Genomic DNA, 13430 nt, shown 5'->3' on the forward strand with positions numbered 1-13430 from the left:
TCAATTACTGTATTGGCCCATTTTAAAAAAATTGCAGTTAATCCTTTTGATCCTTTTTGTGGCCAATATTGTTCTGATGTTTTATACAGAGGACGATCTGCTGCATCATTTTTCTTTTAATATGCTGTATACCGATATCCTTTTATTATTATTTTCTATTATTTTATTTTTATACCAGACCTTTAATTCTGATAAAATACTGGAAATCAATAATTATTTACCTTTTTGGATTTCAGTCTCTTTACTGATTCTTTTTATCGGGAGTATTCCGATCCTGTATTTCAGGACTACCGTTTCAGAGCATATCTATTTTTTTATTTTATTTATGCTGAACCTTATCAGTAACGGAATACTCATGCTGGGATTGATTTGGAACAGACAAGACACACTAGATAAGACCTTAAAGTATGGAAGAAAATAATTTGGTCATTACCTTTACCATTACCTTACTTATTGTCGTTTTGATGATGATCTTCATCTATGTGGTCTTTATCAAAAAGAAAACGACCCTTCTGATTGAGCAGAAAGAAAAAGATATGCGTTTTGAAAAAGAACTGGCAACCTCACAGGTCGAAATAAAGGAACAGACGCTGAATTACATCGGGCAGGAGTTGCATGATGATGTGGGCCAAAAGCTCTCTGTGGTCCGTTTGAGACAAAATCAGCTCATTTCCAAACTGAAAAATGCAGAAAAAGAAGAACTGAGCGAGCTGAGTGAATTACTGGGTGAATGTATACAGGATATCAGAAACCTGTCTAAAACCTTGATTACTGAGCAGATTATTCACTTCGGATTGACAGAATCCATAGAAAGAGAAGTAAAAAGAATACAGAAATTAAAATTATTAAAGATAGAATTCATCACCCAGAAACAGGATATTGATATTTCGCCCAAACATGGCCTGATCCTTTTCCGGATCATTCAGGAAAGTATCAATAATATTTTAAAGCATTCCAGGGCTAAAAATGTATCTATCCGGCTGAAAGACGATCATAAAGCCTTACAAATCCACATTTCCGATAACGGAAAAGGCTTTAATACCTCTAAGATACAGGACGGTTCGGGACTGAAGAATATGGAGCTGAGAGCCAAGCTGATCCATGCAGAATTTTCCATACTGTCGGAAATTGATAAAGGAACACAGACTTCAATAATTTATTACAAACACTTCATATGAAAACTATCCCCATCGCTATCGTTGATGACCATACATTAATGTCCAAGGCATTGGAAAATATGATCATGGAAAACCCACAATACAGCGTGATCATGAACCATCCCAATGGCGAGGATTTTATTACCGCCATAGAAAAAGCTTCAGAACTACCTGCTGTAGTACTGATGGATATTAATATGCCTTATAAAAATGGTATAGAAACTACAGAATGGTTAACCGAACATCATCCTGACATAAAAGTGATAGCCTTGACCATGGAAGATGATGAAAAAGTACTTATCAAAATGCTGAAGGCAGGAGCAAAAGGATACCTGCTGAAAGATATGCAGCCGGCCATCCTTTTTCAGGCGATAGATACTGTATTTGACAAAGGCAGTTTTTATACTGATTTCGTCGCCCAGAAATTGTTAAAGGTAAAAACAGAAGACATTAAAAACGCGTCTCTCCTTTCCGAATTAAAAGGCAGGGAAAAAGAATTTATAAAATGGGCCTGCAGTGAACTTACCTATAAAGAAATAGCCGACAAAATGTTTCTCAGTCCAAAAACTATTGATGGCTACAGGGATTCTGTTTTCACAAAATTAGAAATAAAAAACAGGGTTGGTCTTGTTCTATTTGCCTTAAAACATGACTTGTGTTAATGTGGCTTTTCACATAAATATTTATAAATCAATACTTTTAATTCCAAATATTGCCCCGGTAGATTCGAAATTTACCGGGTTTCTTATTTTTAGTCCTCTGATCTCCTTAATTTCAGAAAAGGTGTTTTTCCTCCTACAGAATTAGGTATTTCCCTCTGTTCTCGTTGTGTTGAATGACGGAATTTTGTCCTGTAAAACTAATCCATGAAGGCAGAACCCGAAAAGCCGGAACATAGTAGGGAAAATTTTAAAAACTAATAAAATGAAAAAAGCACTAGTAATAGGAATCAATGACTATGCACCCATAGGATCAGGCGGACCGGATTTGAACGGCTGTGTGAACGATGCCCGAGACATGGCAAACACGTTGGTGATTTGCGGATTTAATCCGGCAAAGATTAAAATCCTCACCAACCAGAACGCCATAAGAGCTAATATACTGAATTATCTGAAAGCATTGGTCAACAGCAGTGTAAAAGGAGATTCACTTGTCTTTTATTATTCTGGACACGGAACCAGAGTGGCCAATATCGGGACAGATCTGGAAATAGACGGATTGGATGAAGCGATTTGCCCACACGATTATGCAAGCGCAGGCGTCATCCGGGATGATGATTTCAAAGCTGTTCTCAGTAAACTGAAAGCAGGTGTTAGCCTGGAAGTGATTTTCGACTGCTGTCATTCTGGAACGGGAACCAGAAAAATGGAGCTCGGACTGGATTTAGAGCTTTCCTATGAAGCACCCCGCTTCATTCCACCTATGCTGGAAGATGAATTTTATATGACCTACGCCAGTGAAATGCCGTCCTCTAAAAGTTCTAAAAAAGCAACCTCCATGACCAAAGCATTGGTTCCCGTTGCAGGAATGAATCATACTTTATGGGCTGCATCCAAAGACAACCAGGTATCCATGGAAGGAAATATGAGCGGACAGATAAGGGGATATTTCACCTATCATTTCTGTAAAATATTACGTGCAACCAATGGCAATATTGTCAGAAAAACACTTGATAAACAGATCGCTATTGCTTTAGCTGCGATGGGAGCAGCCCAGATCAATCAGACAGAAAGCATGACAGCAGAATTTTCTCAAAAAATATTTTCATAAATCAAATCACTGGCGGAATCCGAAAAGCCATCCAAAGAGTAGGAAAAAACTGATTAAAAACTAATAATCATGTCTAAAACTGACAATAACAAACCAATGACAGCGGAAGAAGTATCAAGACTTAAAACCGTTAAAGCAAAATCAGCTGAAAAACTGGCGAATGCCGAAAAACTAACCACCCAGGGACCCGCCATGGAAATCATTGACGGAAGGTCTTTTCCAAAAGGAATGAAATCGATAGGAATGCCTGCCGGAGAAAAAGCAGCAGAAGGAACAGTGCTGGAAACCGATCACTTTTACCCTACCCATTCAGATTTTGAATACCAGCCTAAACTGGAAGCCAAAAAGGACCGTAAACCAAAATTCATTGACAGAGAATCTTTCTTATCCGCAGAAGGGGTAAAAACTATATTCGGTCCCGATCAGAGAAAAGTATATAATTCTACAGCTTATCCGTGGCGATGTGTGGGGAGAGTAGAAAGCGCATTAGGTTCAGGAAGCGGAGTAATGATCGGTCCGAGACATCTTCTGACCTGTGCCCACATTGTGGACTGGCAGCCTAATAACACCACAGGCTGGTTAAAATTCACTCCTATGTATTATAACGGAAGTGCTCCTTACGGAAGCGCCTGGGGTGCATTAACGTATTATAAGTACAAAGTAGCCGGACCTACAATCGATTCCACAGAGATTCAATATGATTATGTTGTGATTGTTCTCGACAGACGTATTGGAGACAATATAGGATGGCTGGGTGCTAAATCATACTCCGATTCATGGGATGGTGGTGCCTACTGGACTCACGCAGGTTATCCCGGCGATTTAACAGGGACTCAGAGACCAACCTATCAGACCGGTATTGCATTGGACGGAGACTTCTGGAGTGCCGATGATAATGAAAGCATGGGGCACAAAGCAGATATCTGGCCGGGACAGAGCGGCGGCCCGTTCTGGGGATACTGGGATGGAGCTCCTTATGCTGTAGCGACACAAAGTGCCCATAATTCAAGTGAAAACTTTGCAAGTGGTGGCTCTGACCTTGTAAATCTCGTGATAAGAGCCCGAAATGAGCATCCATAACCAATTTATTATCCTAAGTGAAGAGCCTGCCCAAAGTCAGGCTCTTTTCTGTTTTGTTTGATTTTTGAAGTTTAAAAGACTTGACAAAAAATTGAGAGGAAAAAATATTTCACAAATTCTTTTTTATCTCAAAGAATTTACTGTCTGGGCTGTAAAGACAAAACCAATTTTGGAAATATACACAAAGCCAAGGTCCAATATGAAAGGCTTACTTCAATTATAAATAAATATTTTAATACATTTGTTTAAAACATATTCTGAATGAATTTCGAGCAGATCAATTTGCATCTTGAGGCTTATAAAGAGCACGACCAGATCCTGGATGCCGCCAAGTTTTTAATCCATTCCTTCGACCTGGAGCATGAAAATTTTGCAGGCTTTGGGTTCCGGGAAGAGCTCTCTCCCACTTCTATGCTTTTGACCGCAGAAGGAATACTGGGAGGGCCCCAGACCGTAATGATCCCAAAAAATTTATTTGATTTTGAACTGAACCTCGTGCTGAATATGGTCGCCCATGAGATGCTCCATGTACGGCAGAAAGCTCCCGGACAGGTCATCGAAGATAAAAATGAACGGGAATTTCAGGCCTATTATGAAATGCTTTTCCATAAAGTCTTTCCACAGATCCCGGAAGTCTCGGATCATTATAAAAAATTCTTTGGAGGCCAGGCACTTGAATATTATAGAAGAATGGGCGAAGGATCGGAACTGCAGCAGAAATATGAAGCAGAAAAAGCAGAAGTAGAACACTTAATCAATTCATTATCATGAACATAAAGCCGGAAATATCCTGGACAGACTTTGAAAAAATAGACATACGATGCGGAACGATAATTTCTGTTTCCGATTTTGAGAAGGCAAGAAATCCTTCTTACCAATTGGAAATTGATTTTGGTGATTTGGGAATCAGAAGATCAGCAGCACAAATTACTGCTTTTTACCGGAAGGAAGATTTAATCGGAAAGCAGATCTTAGCTGTCGTAAACTTCCCCAAAAAACAGATTGCAAATTTTTTCAGCGAATGCTTAGTGTTGGGGGTTTACGGGGAAGACAAAAAGGAAGTGACATTGCTGACAACCTCACTTCCCACTAAAAATGGTTTTCAAGTAGGTTAAATTTATTGATGTAATGTTTTTATTCCCAGATTGGTAATCTGTCCAAAGGTGACAGAAACATTACTTGTGCTTTCATCTATATATCCGCTACTGTTGCTTGCGTCATAAGAGACTGTATAAGTGCCCTGAGACAGGCCGGAAAACATAAAAAATCCATCATTGTTTGGTATTGCCGTTGCAATGGTATCTGAGGCAACAATTGCATGCACTACCGCATCTGCTGCCTGTGGCTGTACATAACCTTTTATCTGGCCATTTGTTAATTCAGAAAAAGTTCTTATCACCGGCTTCAGAATATATGATCCGTTTCCGGAGGTCACGATAGATCTTCCGGCATCAAAATCGATCCATACCGTATACGCCCCGTTGGCTTCTAACGTCTGATGCCAGTTAAATTTAAGACCGCTCTGTTCAGCAGAAGGGGTTTGCAATGGATGTGTTACCCCATTAACAACCAAAGTATTATTAGAGCCTAACACCATTCTCATCTGAGAAATATTTCCTGCCGGCAGCACTGCCTGTCCTAAAACAACATCCGTCCCATTTTTAAAATTAAGAAGATTATAAACTCCCGGATTTGGAAAATTGAGTGGAGTCCACTGGCCATTGCTGTTGATTTCAATTCTCTGAATATCTATATTAACAGCATCATACGCAGCGGGGCCATCTGTAAGCCTCACATTCACTGTAGCAGTATCACTTCCTTCGGAATCATTACACGAAGCTAGAAAAAGTATACATATACCGCTTCCTATCATTAATAATTTTTTCATAAAATAGTATTTTGTCTGTTCTGTAAAAACGTTTTTGATAATTATTTTATTATGTCATATATTTCAGTCCTAAAAACAAGAGAATGATACAGCACATCCCCCTGGAAAAAATTTTATTCCTCGATATTGAAACGGTTCCCGGAGCACCATCCTGGGACGGGTTATCTGAAACAGAGCAGATGCTTTGGGAAAAGAAAACAAAATTTCAGAGAAAAGAAGACGTTAGTGCAGCGGAGTTCTATGACCGTGCCGGCATTATGGCGGAGTTCGGAAAGATCATCTGCATTACAATCGGAATGGTCGAAAAAAATGAAACCTTAAAAATTAAAAGCTTTTCGGGTCACGATGAGAAAAAGCTGCTTCAGGAATTCGGAGAAATCTTTAACAGCCCGAGACTGAATAATGTGATCCTCTGTGCCCACAACGGAAAAGAATTTGATTTTCCCTGGATTGCAAGAAGGTATCTGATTAATGGAATCCAGCCTCCAATTCCTTTCCAGATGTTTGGAAAAAAGCCCTGGGAAATTCCACATATTGACACGCTGGAGCTTTGGAAATTCGGAGATTATAAGAGTTTTGTTTCCTTAGAACTGCTGGCTCATGTGTTCGGAATCCCTACTCCCAAAGATGATATAGACGGTTCAATGGTTTCATCAATCTATTACATAGAAAAAGACTTGCAGCGAATTGTTGACTATTGTGAAAAAGATGTCTTAACTTTGGCAAATGTTTTCCGGCGGATGCGTCAGGAAGATTTGTTGAAAAGGAATATCAATCTAGATTAAAAAATGAAATTTACAGACGATCAAATTGCTGACATTGGTGAGGAAATCATCAGCGTCTTAAAATCCGTATACGACCCGGAAATTCCGGTAGATATTTACGAATTAGGACTGATATATGATGTACAGATCTCCGAGGATGGCGATGTAAAAATTATAATGACCCTTACTACCCCGAACTGTCCAGTTGCAGAAAGCCTGCCTCAGGAAGTAAAAGACAAGGTAGGAGAAGTGGAAGGTGTGAAAAGCGTAGATTTAGAGCTTACTTTTGAACCAAGCTGGAATAAGGATATGATGAGTGAAGAGGCGAAGTTTGAATTGGGAATGCTTTAGAACTGCCCATGAAATAAATTAGGCTGTCAGTATTGGCAGCCTTTTATTTTTTAATTAAACTTTTAAGATTAATAAGCTATCAAATTTCTTTTGCAATCTCTTTTCCTTCTCTCCTGCTCCATTCGCTCCATGAGCCTACATAGAGATCAGGGATCGGGAAACCGGCATAGCTCAAAGCTAAGATAGTATGACAGGCCGTAACTCCGGATCCACAATGGATGATCAGAGACTGGGGTTTATCTTTTAAAAGTTCTGTATATTTTTCTTTTAAAACTTCAGGTTTCAGGAAGTATCCATTCTCATCGAGGTTTTCAGAAAAAGGAATATTGACTGCTCCGGGAATATGTCCGGCCACCAGGTCAATAGGTTCCGATTCTCCTTTATAACGGTAAGCATCCCGTACATCTACAACTGTTGAAGAATGGTTTATCAGCTCATTTTCAACGTCTTCCAAATCTATAACCGGAAGAAGCCAACCTTCTTTTTGAATCACAGAAGTTTTTTCAAAAGCTTCTTCACCGGATGAAAACTCTAATTCTTCTTTTTCGGCAGACTGTATTCCTCCATCCAGAACCTGTACATTTTGTAATCCAAAAGATCTCAGCATCCACCAGGCTCTTGCCGCTGCATTGGCTCCGTTTTTATCATCGTAAATAACAATGTGAGAATCTTCTGATATTCCGAGATTTGAAAGGACCTCAGCAAACTTCTTAATACCGGGAAGCGGATGTCTGCCTCCAAAGGCAGCATCTTGACCAATCTCAGCGAGATCTTTATCCAGATCTATAAAACGGGCTCCTTTGATATGTTTCTCAAGATAAGTTTGATATGCTTCTTTTCCTACTCTGGCATCAAGAATGATGAGGTTTTCTGATGGAATATTTTTTAGGCTTAATGATGATATTATTGGAGACATTTCCTGTGATTTTGGCGTTAATTTAAAAATGAAAAATATCCTTCGCTTTATTATATGAGCTTTCAAAATTCAGCAGATTCAGTTTATGCTCTACTTTTTCAACGCTCATAAAATTAATCACCTGTTCGGTAGGCATATTTCCTACCAGATCATCTTTAGCCATAGGGCAGCCGCCGATTCCTTTGATCGCACTGTCGAATCTTCTGCAGCCTTTATCATAAGCCGCTTTCAGCTTTGTATATGAATCTTCATAACGGTTATGAAAATGTCCTCCGAAATTGATCTCAGGATATTTAGACGGAATTTTTTCAAATAAAAGAGCAATGGTTTCAGGAGTGGCAACTCCTGTCGTGTCCGAAAGCAAAACATCTTTAATCCCAATTTCTGAAAATCTTTTGGCCCAGAAATCTACATCTTCCCATTTCCACATTTCTCCGTAAGGGTTTCCAAAGGCCATAGAGAAATAGATATTCAGCTGCTTGCTTTCGCTTTTAACAAGCTCAAGCATCCTGATGATCTCACTAAAAGCCTCTTCTTGGTTTTTGTTGGTATTCCTGTGCTGAAATGTTTCCGAAATAGAGAACGGAAAGCCTAAAATATCTACATTCTGATGTTTTAATGCTTTTTCAGCGCCTCTATAATTCCCGATGATCGCAGAAACTTTTGTATTGGATAAGGATTTATCAATATTTTCAGCCACCTCATCGGAATCAGCCATCTGTGGAATTGCTTTCGGGGAAACAAAGCTCAGACAGTCCAACACATCAAAGCCAACCTCCATCAGAGAGTTGATATAATCTATTTTTTTGCTGGTAGGGATAAATTCTCCCCAACCCTGCATGGCATCTCTAGGACATTCAGTAAGAAACATTTTTACTTTTTGATTTTCTCAAATATAATAAAACTAAACAAGTTTGTATATGAGACATACAAATCTAACATTATTTTGATTTTCAAAGATTTATATTCAATTTAAAATTTCGATAACTGATATGTAACACCGGATAATCCAGACCAGACGTGAAAACCTTTGTGTATCTCCAATATTCTGAGCTAGGTTAATGATTTTACAATCGTAATCAGGCTCATTACAATCACTACCACACCTACTACTGCAAACATTTTTTTGGCAGGAAGACGTGAGGCAAACATTGCTGAAAAAGGAGCTGTAAAAACACCTCCCAGAAGAAGACCAAGCACAATATTCCAATGATGGATCCCGATGGTAAAAATAAAAGTTAAAGCACTGACTACAGTCAGTAAGAATTTAGCCATAGTTGAACTCCCCACTACATACCGTGGCGTTCTCCCCTCTTTAATCAGGGTTCCGGTTACAAGCGGCCCCCAGCCTCCCCCGGCAAAAGAATCAATAAAACCTCCTGCCAATCCCAATATTCTGAGATTCGTCCTCTTTTTCTGCCTGTTATTCCCTGATTTTTTATTTTTCCTTTTAAAAGCATTTCTAAGGATATTGATTCCCAAATACAGTGTGTAGCAGGCAATGACCGGCTTCACAATATGAGCATAGTGTTCCCCGAAATGAGACAACGCAAAAGCTCCGATAAAGGCACCTACTGCTGCTACAGGAAATAAAACCAAGACCATTTTTTTATTGACATTCCTTAATTTATAGTGACTGATGCTTCCTGCTGCCGATGTAAATGATTCTGCCGAATGAATACTTGCACTCACTACCGGAGGCGGAACATTCAGAAGCAAAAGGATCGTTGTACAGATCACTCCATATCCCATGCCCATAGATCCGGCAACAATTTCTGCCAGAAATCCAGTGAGCAGCATCCAGTAAAAAATATGCCCGTCTTTACTAAGAAAACTCTGGATATCCCCAGACAGGTTAAACTGGTAAATAATCAGTGCCAATACACCAATAAGTGTCAGAACACCTATGATTCCCAGATAAATATTGGCTCTTCTCTGTACTGTTTTGGTGATGTTGATTAGTTTTTCCATCTCCAGTTTTCTTTCAGGCTGATCTTTTTTTTCACCCAGATATTGCGTTGTAAGCCTATTCAGCTCTTTTACCTTGTATGAAAAATCTCCTTTTAACTGGTTACGGATGCTTTGCATATTGTTTAAAAGATCATCCATTTCTTCATCGGGAATTGTTTCCGTTAAAATCTCGCGCAACCGTTTGGCTACCGTTGGAGATTTTCCGTTGGTAGAAACTGCAATTTTAAGATTTCCTTTTCTTACAATGGAACCCAGATAGAAATCACACAGATCCGGCTTATCGGCAATGTTCACCAGTGTATTATTTTGATGAGCCCTGTCACGGATCTGCTCGGCGACAAAAATATCATTAACCGCCACAATCGCAAGATCGGCACTGTTAAAATCATTATCCGTAAAAGACCTCTCGTGCAGGGTGAGGTTGGGATAGTTTTTTTTTAATTCTTTAACCTGATCACTTATTTCAAGGGCTACCAGCTTAATGCGCGCTCCCGGAGAATTGATAAGAATAGATTCCAGTTTTTCCAAAGCAACATTGCCACCGCCAATGATAAGCAGTGATAATTCCTCCAGTTTTAAGAATATTGGATATAAAAAGTTACTCATCTTATTTAAAGTTTTAGGTCATAGGTAAATGCAACATAATATAGACCTCCAATCTCAGGTCCTGCGGCATACTGAAAATAGCGGCGGTTAAGTAGATTCGTCGCACCTATTTTAACGCTAGCTTTTATTTCAGGAATTCTCCAGGTTGCCTGTGCATCAAGGGTATAATAGGCAGGAATGTTTCCTGAAGCTAAAGGGCTCTCCCATAAAAACCCGTCCTGCCATCTTGCGGCAATTGTAAATCCTATATTTTTGATGATCTCTCTATTTCCGACACTTAAATTGACCGCCCATTTAGGGGTATTGAAAGCCGTAATAAAAAGGTCTGAAGTATTGGTTGAAACCAGGTCATTATACGAAACGTTGACGTTCACATTATAATTTTTCACCAGATTATAACGGATTCCCAAAGACGTTCCAAGGCTTTTGTATTGACTGTTGCTATTGGTGTACACTCTGTACCGGTCCTGCTTACTTCGGTCAAGCATCGCTAAAACCGCATTATTACTGCCTATATTTTCATTTTTAGGCACCGCCACTTCTACCTGTCCCAGAAAACCCTCATAGATATTATAATAAAAGTCCCAGTCGATGATCAGCCTGCTGTTGAATAAGGCTGATTTATAGCCTATTTCAAAAGACGTTACCTTTTCAGGCTGTAATTTAGGAAGGTTGGCCGCGGACAGCAGGTTTCTGTTTTTCAATGCAGCCTGGTTCTGACTGAGTCCTCCATCCACATCTTTATTGACAGCGGAAATAAATTGGTCAATAGAAGCCAGCGTATATGAATTTTCAAGATAGCCTAACCCCTCATTGGCTTTCGAAAGCCCACCCACTCTTCTTACATTTCCGTTGTTAACGAATGAAAGAGCTTCAAACAGAGATGGAAAACGGTATCCATTTTGTGCAGAGACCCGGAAATTATGTTGATTAACAGGAGAATACACCACGCTTACCCTTGGATTTAATTTGGTTTCAAACTCAGGATTTCGGTCTGCGCGAAGAGCCAGATTCACTTTTAGCTTATCGTCGAAAAAAAGCTTGGTAAGCTGGGCAAATGCTCCATATTTCTGGTAAATGACATTGTTCCCGAAAGTTCCGTCAGGTAAAGGAATATTCCGTTCGCTGACCGGCCTGTCGAAATCGACAAAGTTATTTCCGTCAGGTGTAATGCTGTAAAGGCGGTAATCTGCTCCTGCAAGAAGGCTGAAAATCTTTACAAATCGAGTGAAATCATAGGTAATTTCGCCCTGATAAAAACGGGATTTCTGTTCAAGCTTTGCCCCTCCTGTAGCAGGTGCTCCTGCAATTCCGGAATTGGCTGAATCCCAGTTATTAATCCCGATAATTGTATTTTTCAACTGTTCAAAAGCTGCAGTCCCTGGAATCGCTCTGTTTTTATCAGCTTCCTGTCTTGCCAAAATAAAAGCATCATTCAGATTGATTCCTGAATTAAGCCTGTCCTGCAAAGCGGCCTGAAAGATGTTTTTCCATTTGGTGTTGGAAAGATTGGTAAGGTCCAGATTATCAGCCAAAGGTTTAAGATTATAAGAGTCTCCGGTATTCTCTATAGACATATAGGCCCTGAATGTCAATTCTTTACCTGTCAATTCTACTTTATGATTCTGAACGGTTGCATTCTGCAGGCGGATCTTATTTCCTCTCTGAAAAGTACCATCGAGCAATCCGTACCGGTAAACGTAAGAGGTTCTCCACTGATCTCCAAAACGGTAGTATAATCCGGCATCAAATTTTACATTTTTCACTTCGGGGCTTACCAGATCTTTTTCATCATATCCTGTCCTTGATATGCTAAAAGTGGTTGGTTTTCCATTGTAATTTACATTTACTGATGTTCGGTTGTTTCTTTCGTCTCCATATTTGTTCCAAAGATCTTCAGCCGGGTTGTTGGCCAGGGAAAAGTTTGGATTGGCAGTAATCATTGAATTGGGGTTCTGGTCTGTACGGTTGTCTGAAATCCAGTCAACGCCGCTGAAATAGGAAGCATTGATCTTTACGGCAAAACTCTTGTTAATAACTTTTGCAATTCTGACTGCACTTTCTCCCAAGGTAGCTGTTCTATGATTCACATTATCCACATGGTTCACACCACCCCTGAAATAAAGGCTGACCCCTTCTGAGGTAAATGGATCTTTTGTCTGGAGGCTCGCCAATCCGTTCACAGCATTCATGCCATACAAAGCAGAAGCAGCTCCGGGAGTAATTTCCATGGACTGGATATCCAGTTCTGTAGGTCCTATTGCATTTCCCAACGGAACTCCGAGTGTGGCAGACTGCACATCCACCCCGTCTACCAGCTGCATGAATCTGAAATTATTGGGAGAATTGAACCCTCTGGAATTGGGAACTTTTAAAGTAAGGCTTGAGGTTAAAAGCTGCAACCCCTTCACATTTTCCAATGTCTCGTAGAATGAGGCCGCCGGGCTCTCCCGGATGGTTTTTATATCAATTTTTTCAATGGCAATCGGCGATCTCAGTATTTTTTCAGGAACACGTGAAGCGGAAATCACCACTTCATTGATGATGGTGTTCTGAGGGTTCAATTCTACTGCAATTTTACTGGACAATGACAATATTTCAGTCGTCTGGCTGGCAAATCCTTCTTTGGCAATAACAATTCTGAAGGGTATTTTCACCCTCGTTCTCAGCTGAAAGTTTCCATCCTGATCGGTTATTGCTGTATCCTGAGTATGTTCTACCAGGATGTTTGCTCCGGCAATTCCTTTTTGGGTGTCTGTATGTCTAATTATTCCGCTTACTTCAATAAGCTGCTGCGCCTGTACAAAGCCGGTGAAGGAAAGGGTAAACAGTATAAGATGGATTTTTTGTTTAAAATATGGATGGTGTATGGATTTCACTTGTTTTTAATTTTAGGGTTGAAAAATGATTTATGCATGGTCAATTAA

14 protein-coding genes are annotated in these 13430 nt (G+C 39.8%); 9 read left to right on the forward strand and 5 right to left on the reverse strand.

The window, feature by feature from the left end:
* Positions 1-31 precede the first annotated feature (31 nt).
* The 7 genes from J2T03_RS12805 to J2T03_RS12835 all read left to right on the forward strand — a co-directional run bounded on the left by J2T03_RS12805 (position 32) and on the right by J2T03_RS12835 (position 5122).
* Positions 32-421 carry a hypothetical protein gene (locus J2T03_RS12805; protein ID WP_307211572.1) on the forward strand — a complete coding sequence of 130 codons (390 nt, stop codon included), beginning with the start codon at positions 32-34 and terminating at the stop codon, positions 419-421.
* Positions 408-1178 carry a sensor histidine kinase gene (locus J2T03_RS12810; RefSeq protein ID WP_306840879.1) on the forward strand — a complete coding sequence of 257 codons (771 nt, stop codon included), beginning with the start codon at positions 408-410 and terminating at the stop codon, positions 1176-1178. The genes J2T03_RS12805 and J2T03_RS12810 overlap by 14 nt, the downstream gene beginning before the upstream one ends.
* Positions 1175-1819: a response regulator transcription factor gene (locus J2T03_RS12815; protein WP_306840881.1), complete on the forward strand. Its 645-nt coding sequence runs from the start codon at positions 1175-1177 to the stop codon at positions 1817-1819. Before J2T03_RS12810 ends, J2T03_RS12815 begins: the two co-directional genes overlap by 4 nt.
* A gap of 262 nt (positions 1820-2081) precedes the next feature.
* The gene (locus tag J2T03_RS12820) at positions 2082-2927 is read left to right on the forward strand and encodes a caspase family protein (RefSeq protein ID WP_307211573.1); all 846 of its coding nucleotides are present in this window, start codon (positions 2082-2084) and stop codon (positions 2925-2927) included.
* Between the two features lie 69 nt (positions 2928-2996).
* A complete protein-coding gene (locus tag J2T03_RS12825; RefSeq protein ID WP_307211575.1) occupies positions 2997-4007 on the forward strand; it encodes a trypsin-like serine peptidase in 1011 nt (336 codons plus the stop codon).
* A 261-nt stretch (positions 4008-4268) separates the two neighbouring features.
* Complete coding sequence (locus J2T03_RS12830) at positions 4269-4778, forward strand: hypothetical protein (RefSeq protein WP_307211578.1); 510 nt, start codon at positions 4269-4271, stop codon at positions 4776-4778.
* Positions 4775-5122, forward strand: coding sequence for a tRNA-binding protein (locus J2T03_RS12835; RefSeq protein WP_306840888.1), 348 nt, complete (start codon positions 4775-4777; stop codon positions 5120-5122). The genes J2T03_RS12830 and J2T03_RS12835 overlap by 4 nt, the downstream gene beginning before the upstream one ends.
* Positions 5123-5124: 2 nt before the next feature.
* On the opposite strand, the gene J2T03_RS12840 is transcribed toward J2T03_RS12835, so the two are convergent.
* A complete protein-coding gene (locus J2T03_RS12840) occupies positions 5125-5895 on the reverse strand; it encodes a DUF4382 domain-containing protein (protein ID WP_307211580.1) in 771 nt (256 codons plus the stop codon).
* Between the two features lie 83 nt (positions 5896-5978).
* Between J2T03_RS12840 and J2T03_RS12845 the strand changes: the two genes are divergently transcribed.
* Positions 5979-6680 carry a 3'-5' exonuclease gene (locus tag J2T03_RS12845; RefSeq protein ID WP_307211582.1) on the forward strand — a complete coding sequence of 234 codons (702 nt, stop codon included), beginning with the start codon at positions 5979-5981 and terminating at the stop codon, positions 6678-6680.
* 3 nt (positions 6681-6683) lie between these two features.
* Positions 6684-7010 (forward strand): SUF system Fe-S cluster assembly protein, encoded by a 327-nt coding sequence (locus tag J2T03_RS12850; protein WP_111954157.1) that lies wholly within the window; start codon positions 6684-6686, stop codon positions 7008-7010.
* A gap of 79 nt (positions 7011-7089) precedes the next feature.
* Here J2T03_RS12850 and J2T03_RS12855 read toward each other — a convergent pair whose 3' ends face one another.
* From J2T03_RS12855 to J2T03_RS12870, 4 genes are all read right to left on the reverse strand, one after another.
* Complete coding sequence (locus J2T03_RS12855) at positions 7090-7926, reverse strand: sulfurtransferase (RefSeq protein WP_307211585.1); 837 nt, start codon at positions 7924-7926, stop codon at positions 7090-7092.
* A gap of 22 nt (positions 7927-7948) precedes the next feature.
* Complete coding sequence (locus J2T03_RS12860; protein ID WP_306840897.1) at positions 7949-8797, reverse strand: hydroxymethylglutaryl-CoA lyase; 849 nt, start codon at positions 8795-8797, stop codon at positions 7949-7951.
* A gap of 182 nt (positions 8798-8979) precedes the next feature.
* Complete coding sequence (locus J2T03_RS12865; protein WP_307211588.1) at positions 8980-10503, reverse strand: TSUP family transporter; 1524 nt, start codon at positions 10501-10503, stop codon at positions 8980-8982.
* A 5-nt stretch (positions 10504-10508) separates the two neighbouring features.
* On the reverse strand, positions 10509-13382 hold the full coding sequence (locus tag J2T03_RS12870; protein ID WP_307211590.1) for a TonB-dependent receptor: 2874 nt from the start codon (positions 13380-13382) through the stop codon (positions 10509-10511).
* Between the last annotated feature and the right edge of the window lie 48 nt (positions 13383-13430).

Origin of the sequence: Chryseobacterium lathyri (assembly GCF_030812195.1) — a bacterium.
GTDB lineage: Bacteria > Bacteroidota > Bacteroidia > Flavobacteriales > Weeksellaceae > Chryseobacterium > Chryseobacterium lathyri_A.

What these genes read in the sequence shown, in the direction of transcription:
- J2T03_RS12810 (WP_306840879.1), top strand. Translation starts at nt 408, where the DNA reads ATGGAAGAAAATAATTTGGTCATTACCTTTACCATTACCTTACTTATT.
- J2T03_RS12815 (WP_306840881.1), top strand. Translation starts at nt 1,175, where the DNA reads ATGAAAACTATCCCCATCGCTATCGTTGATGACCATACATTAATGTCC.
- J2T03_RS12820 (WP_307211573.1), top strand. Translation starts at nt 2,082, where the DNA reads ATGAAAAAAGCACTAGTAATAGGAATCAATGACTATGCACCCATAGGA.
- J2T03_RS12825 (WP_307211575.1), top strand. Translation starts at nt 2,997, where the DNA reads ATGTCTAAAACTGACAATAACAAACCAATGACAGCGGAAGAAGTATCA.
- J2T03_RS12830 (WP_307211578.1), top strand. Translation starts at nt 4,269, where the DNA reads ATGAATTTCGAGCAGATCAATTTGCATCTTGAGGCTTATAAAGAGCAC.
- J2T03_RS12835 (WP_306840888.1), top strand. Translation starts at nt 4,775, where the DNA reads ATGAACATAAAGCCGGAAATATCCTGGACAGACTTTGAAAAAATAGAC.
- J2T03_RS12840 (WP_307211580.1), bottom strand. Translation starts at nt 5,895, where the DNA reads ATGAAAAAATTATTAATGATAGGAAGCGGTATATGTATACTTTTTCTA.
- J2T03_RS12845 (WP_307211582.1), top strand. Translation starts at nt 5,979, where the DNA reads ATGATACAGCACATCCCCCTGGAAAAAATTTTATTCCTCGATATTGAA.
- J2T03_RS12850 (WP_111954157.1), top strand. Translation starts at nt 6,684, where the DNA reads ATGAAATTTACAGACGATCAAATTGCTGACATTGGTGAGGAAATCATC.
- J2T03_RS12855 (WP_307211585.1), bottom strand. Translation starts at nt 7,926, where the DNA reads ATGTCTCCAATAATATCATCATTAAGCCTAAAAAATATTCCATCAGAA.
- J2T03_RS12860 (WP_306840897.1), bottom strand. Translation starts at nt 8,797, where the DNA reads ATGTTTCTTACTGAATGTCCTAGAGATGCCATGCAGGGTTGGGGAGAA.
- J2T03_RS12865 (WP_307211588.1), bottom strand. Translation starts at nt 10,503, where the DNA reads ATGAGTAACTTTTTATATCCAATATTCTTAAAACTGGAGGAATTATCA.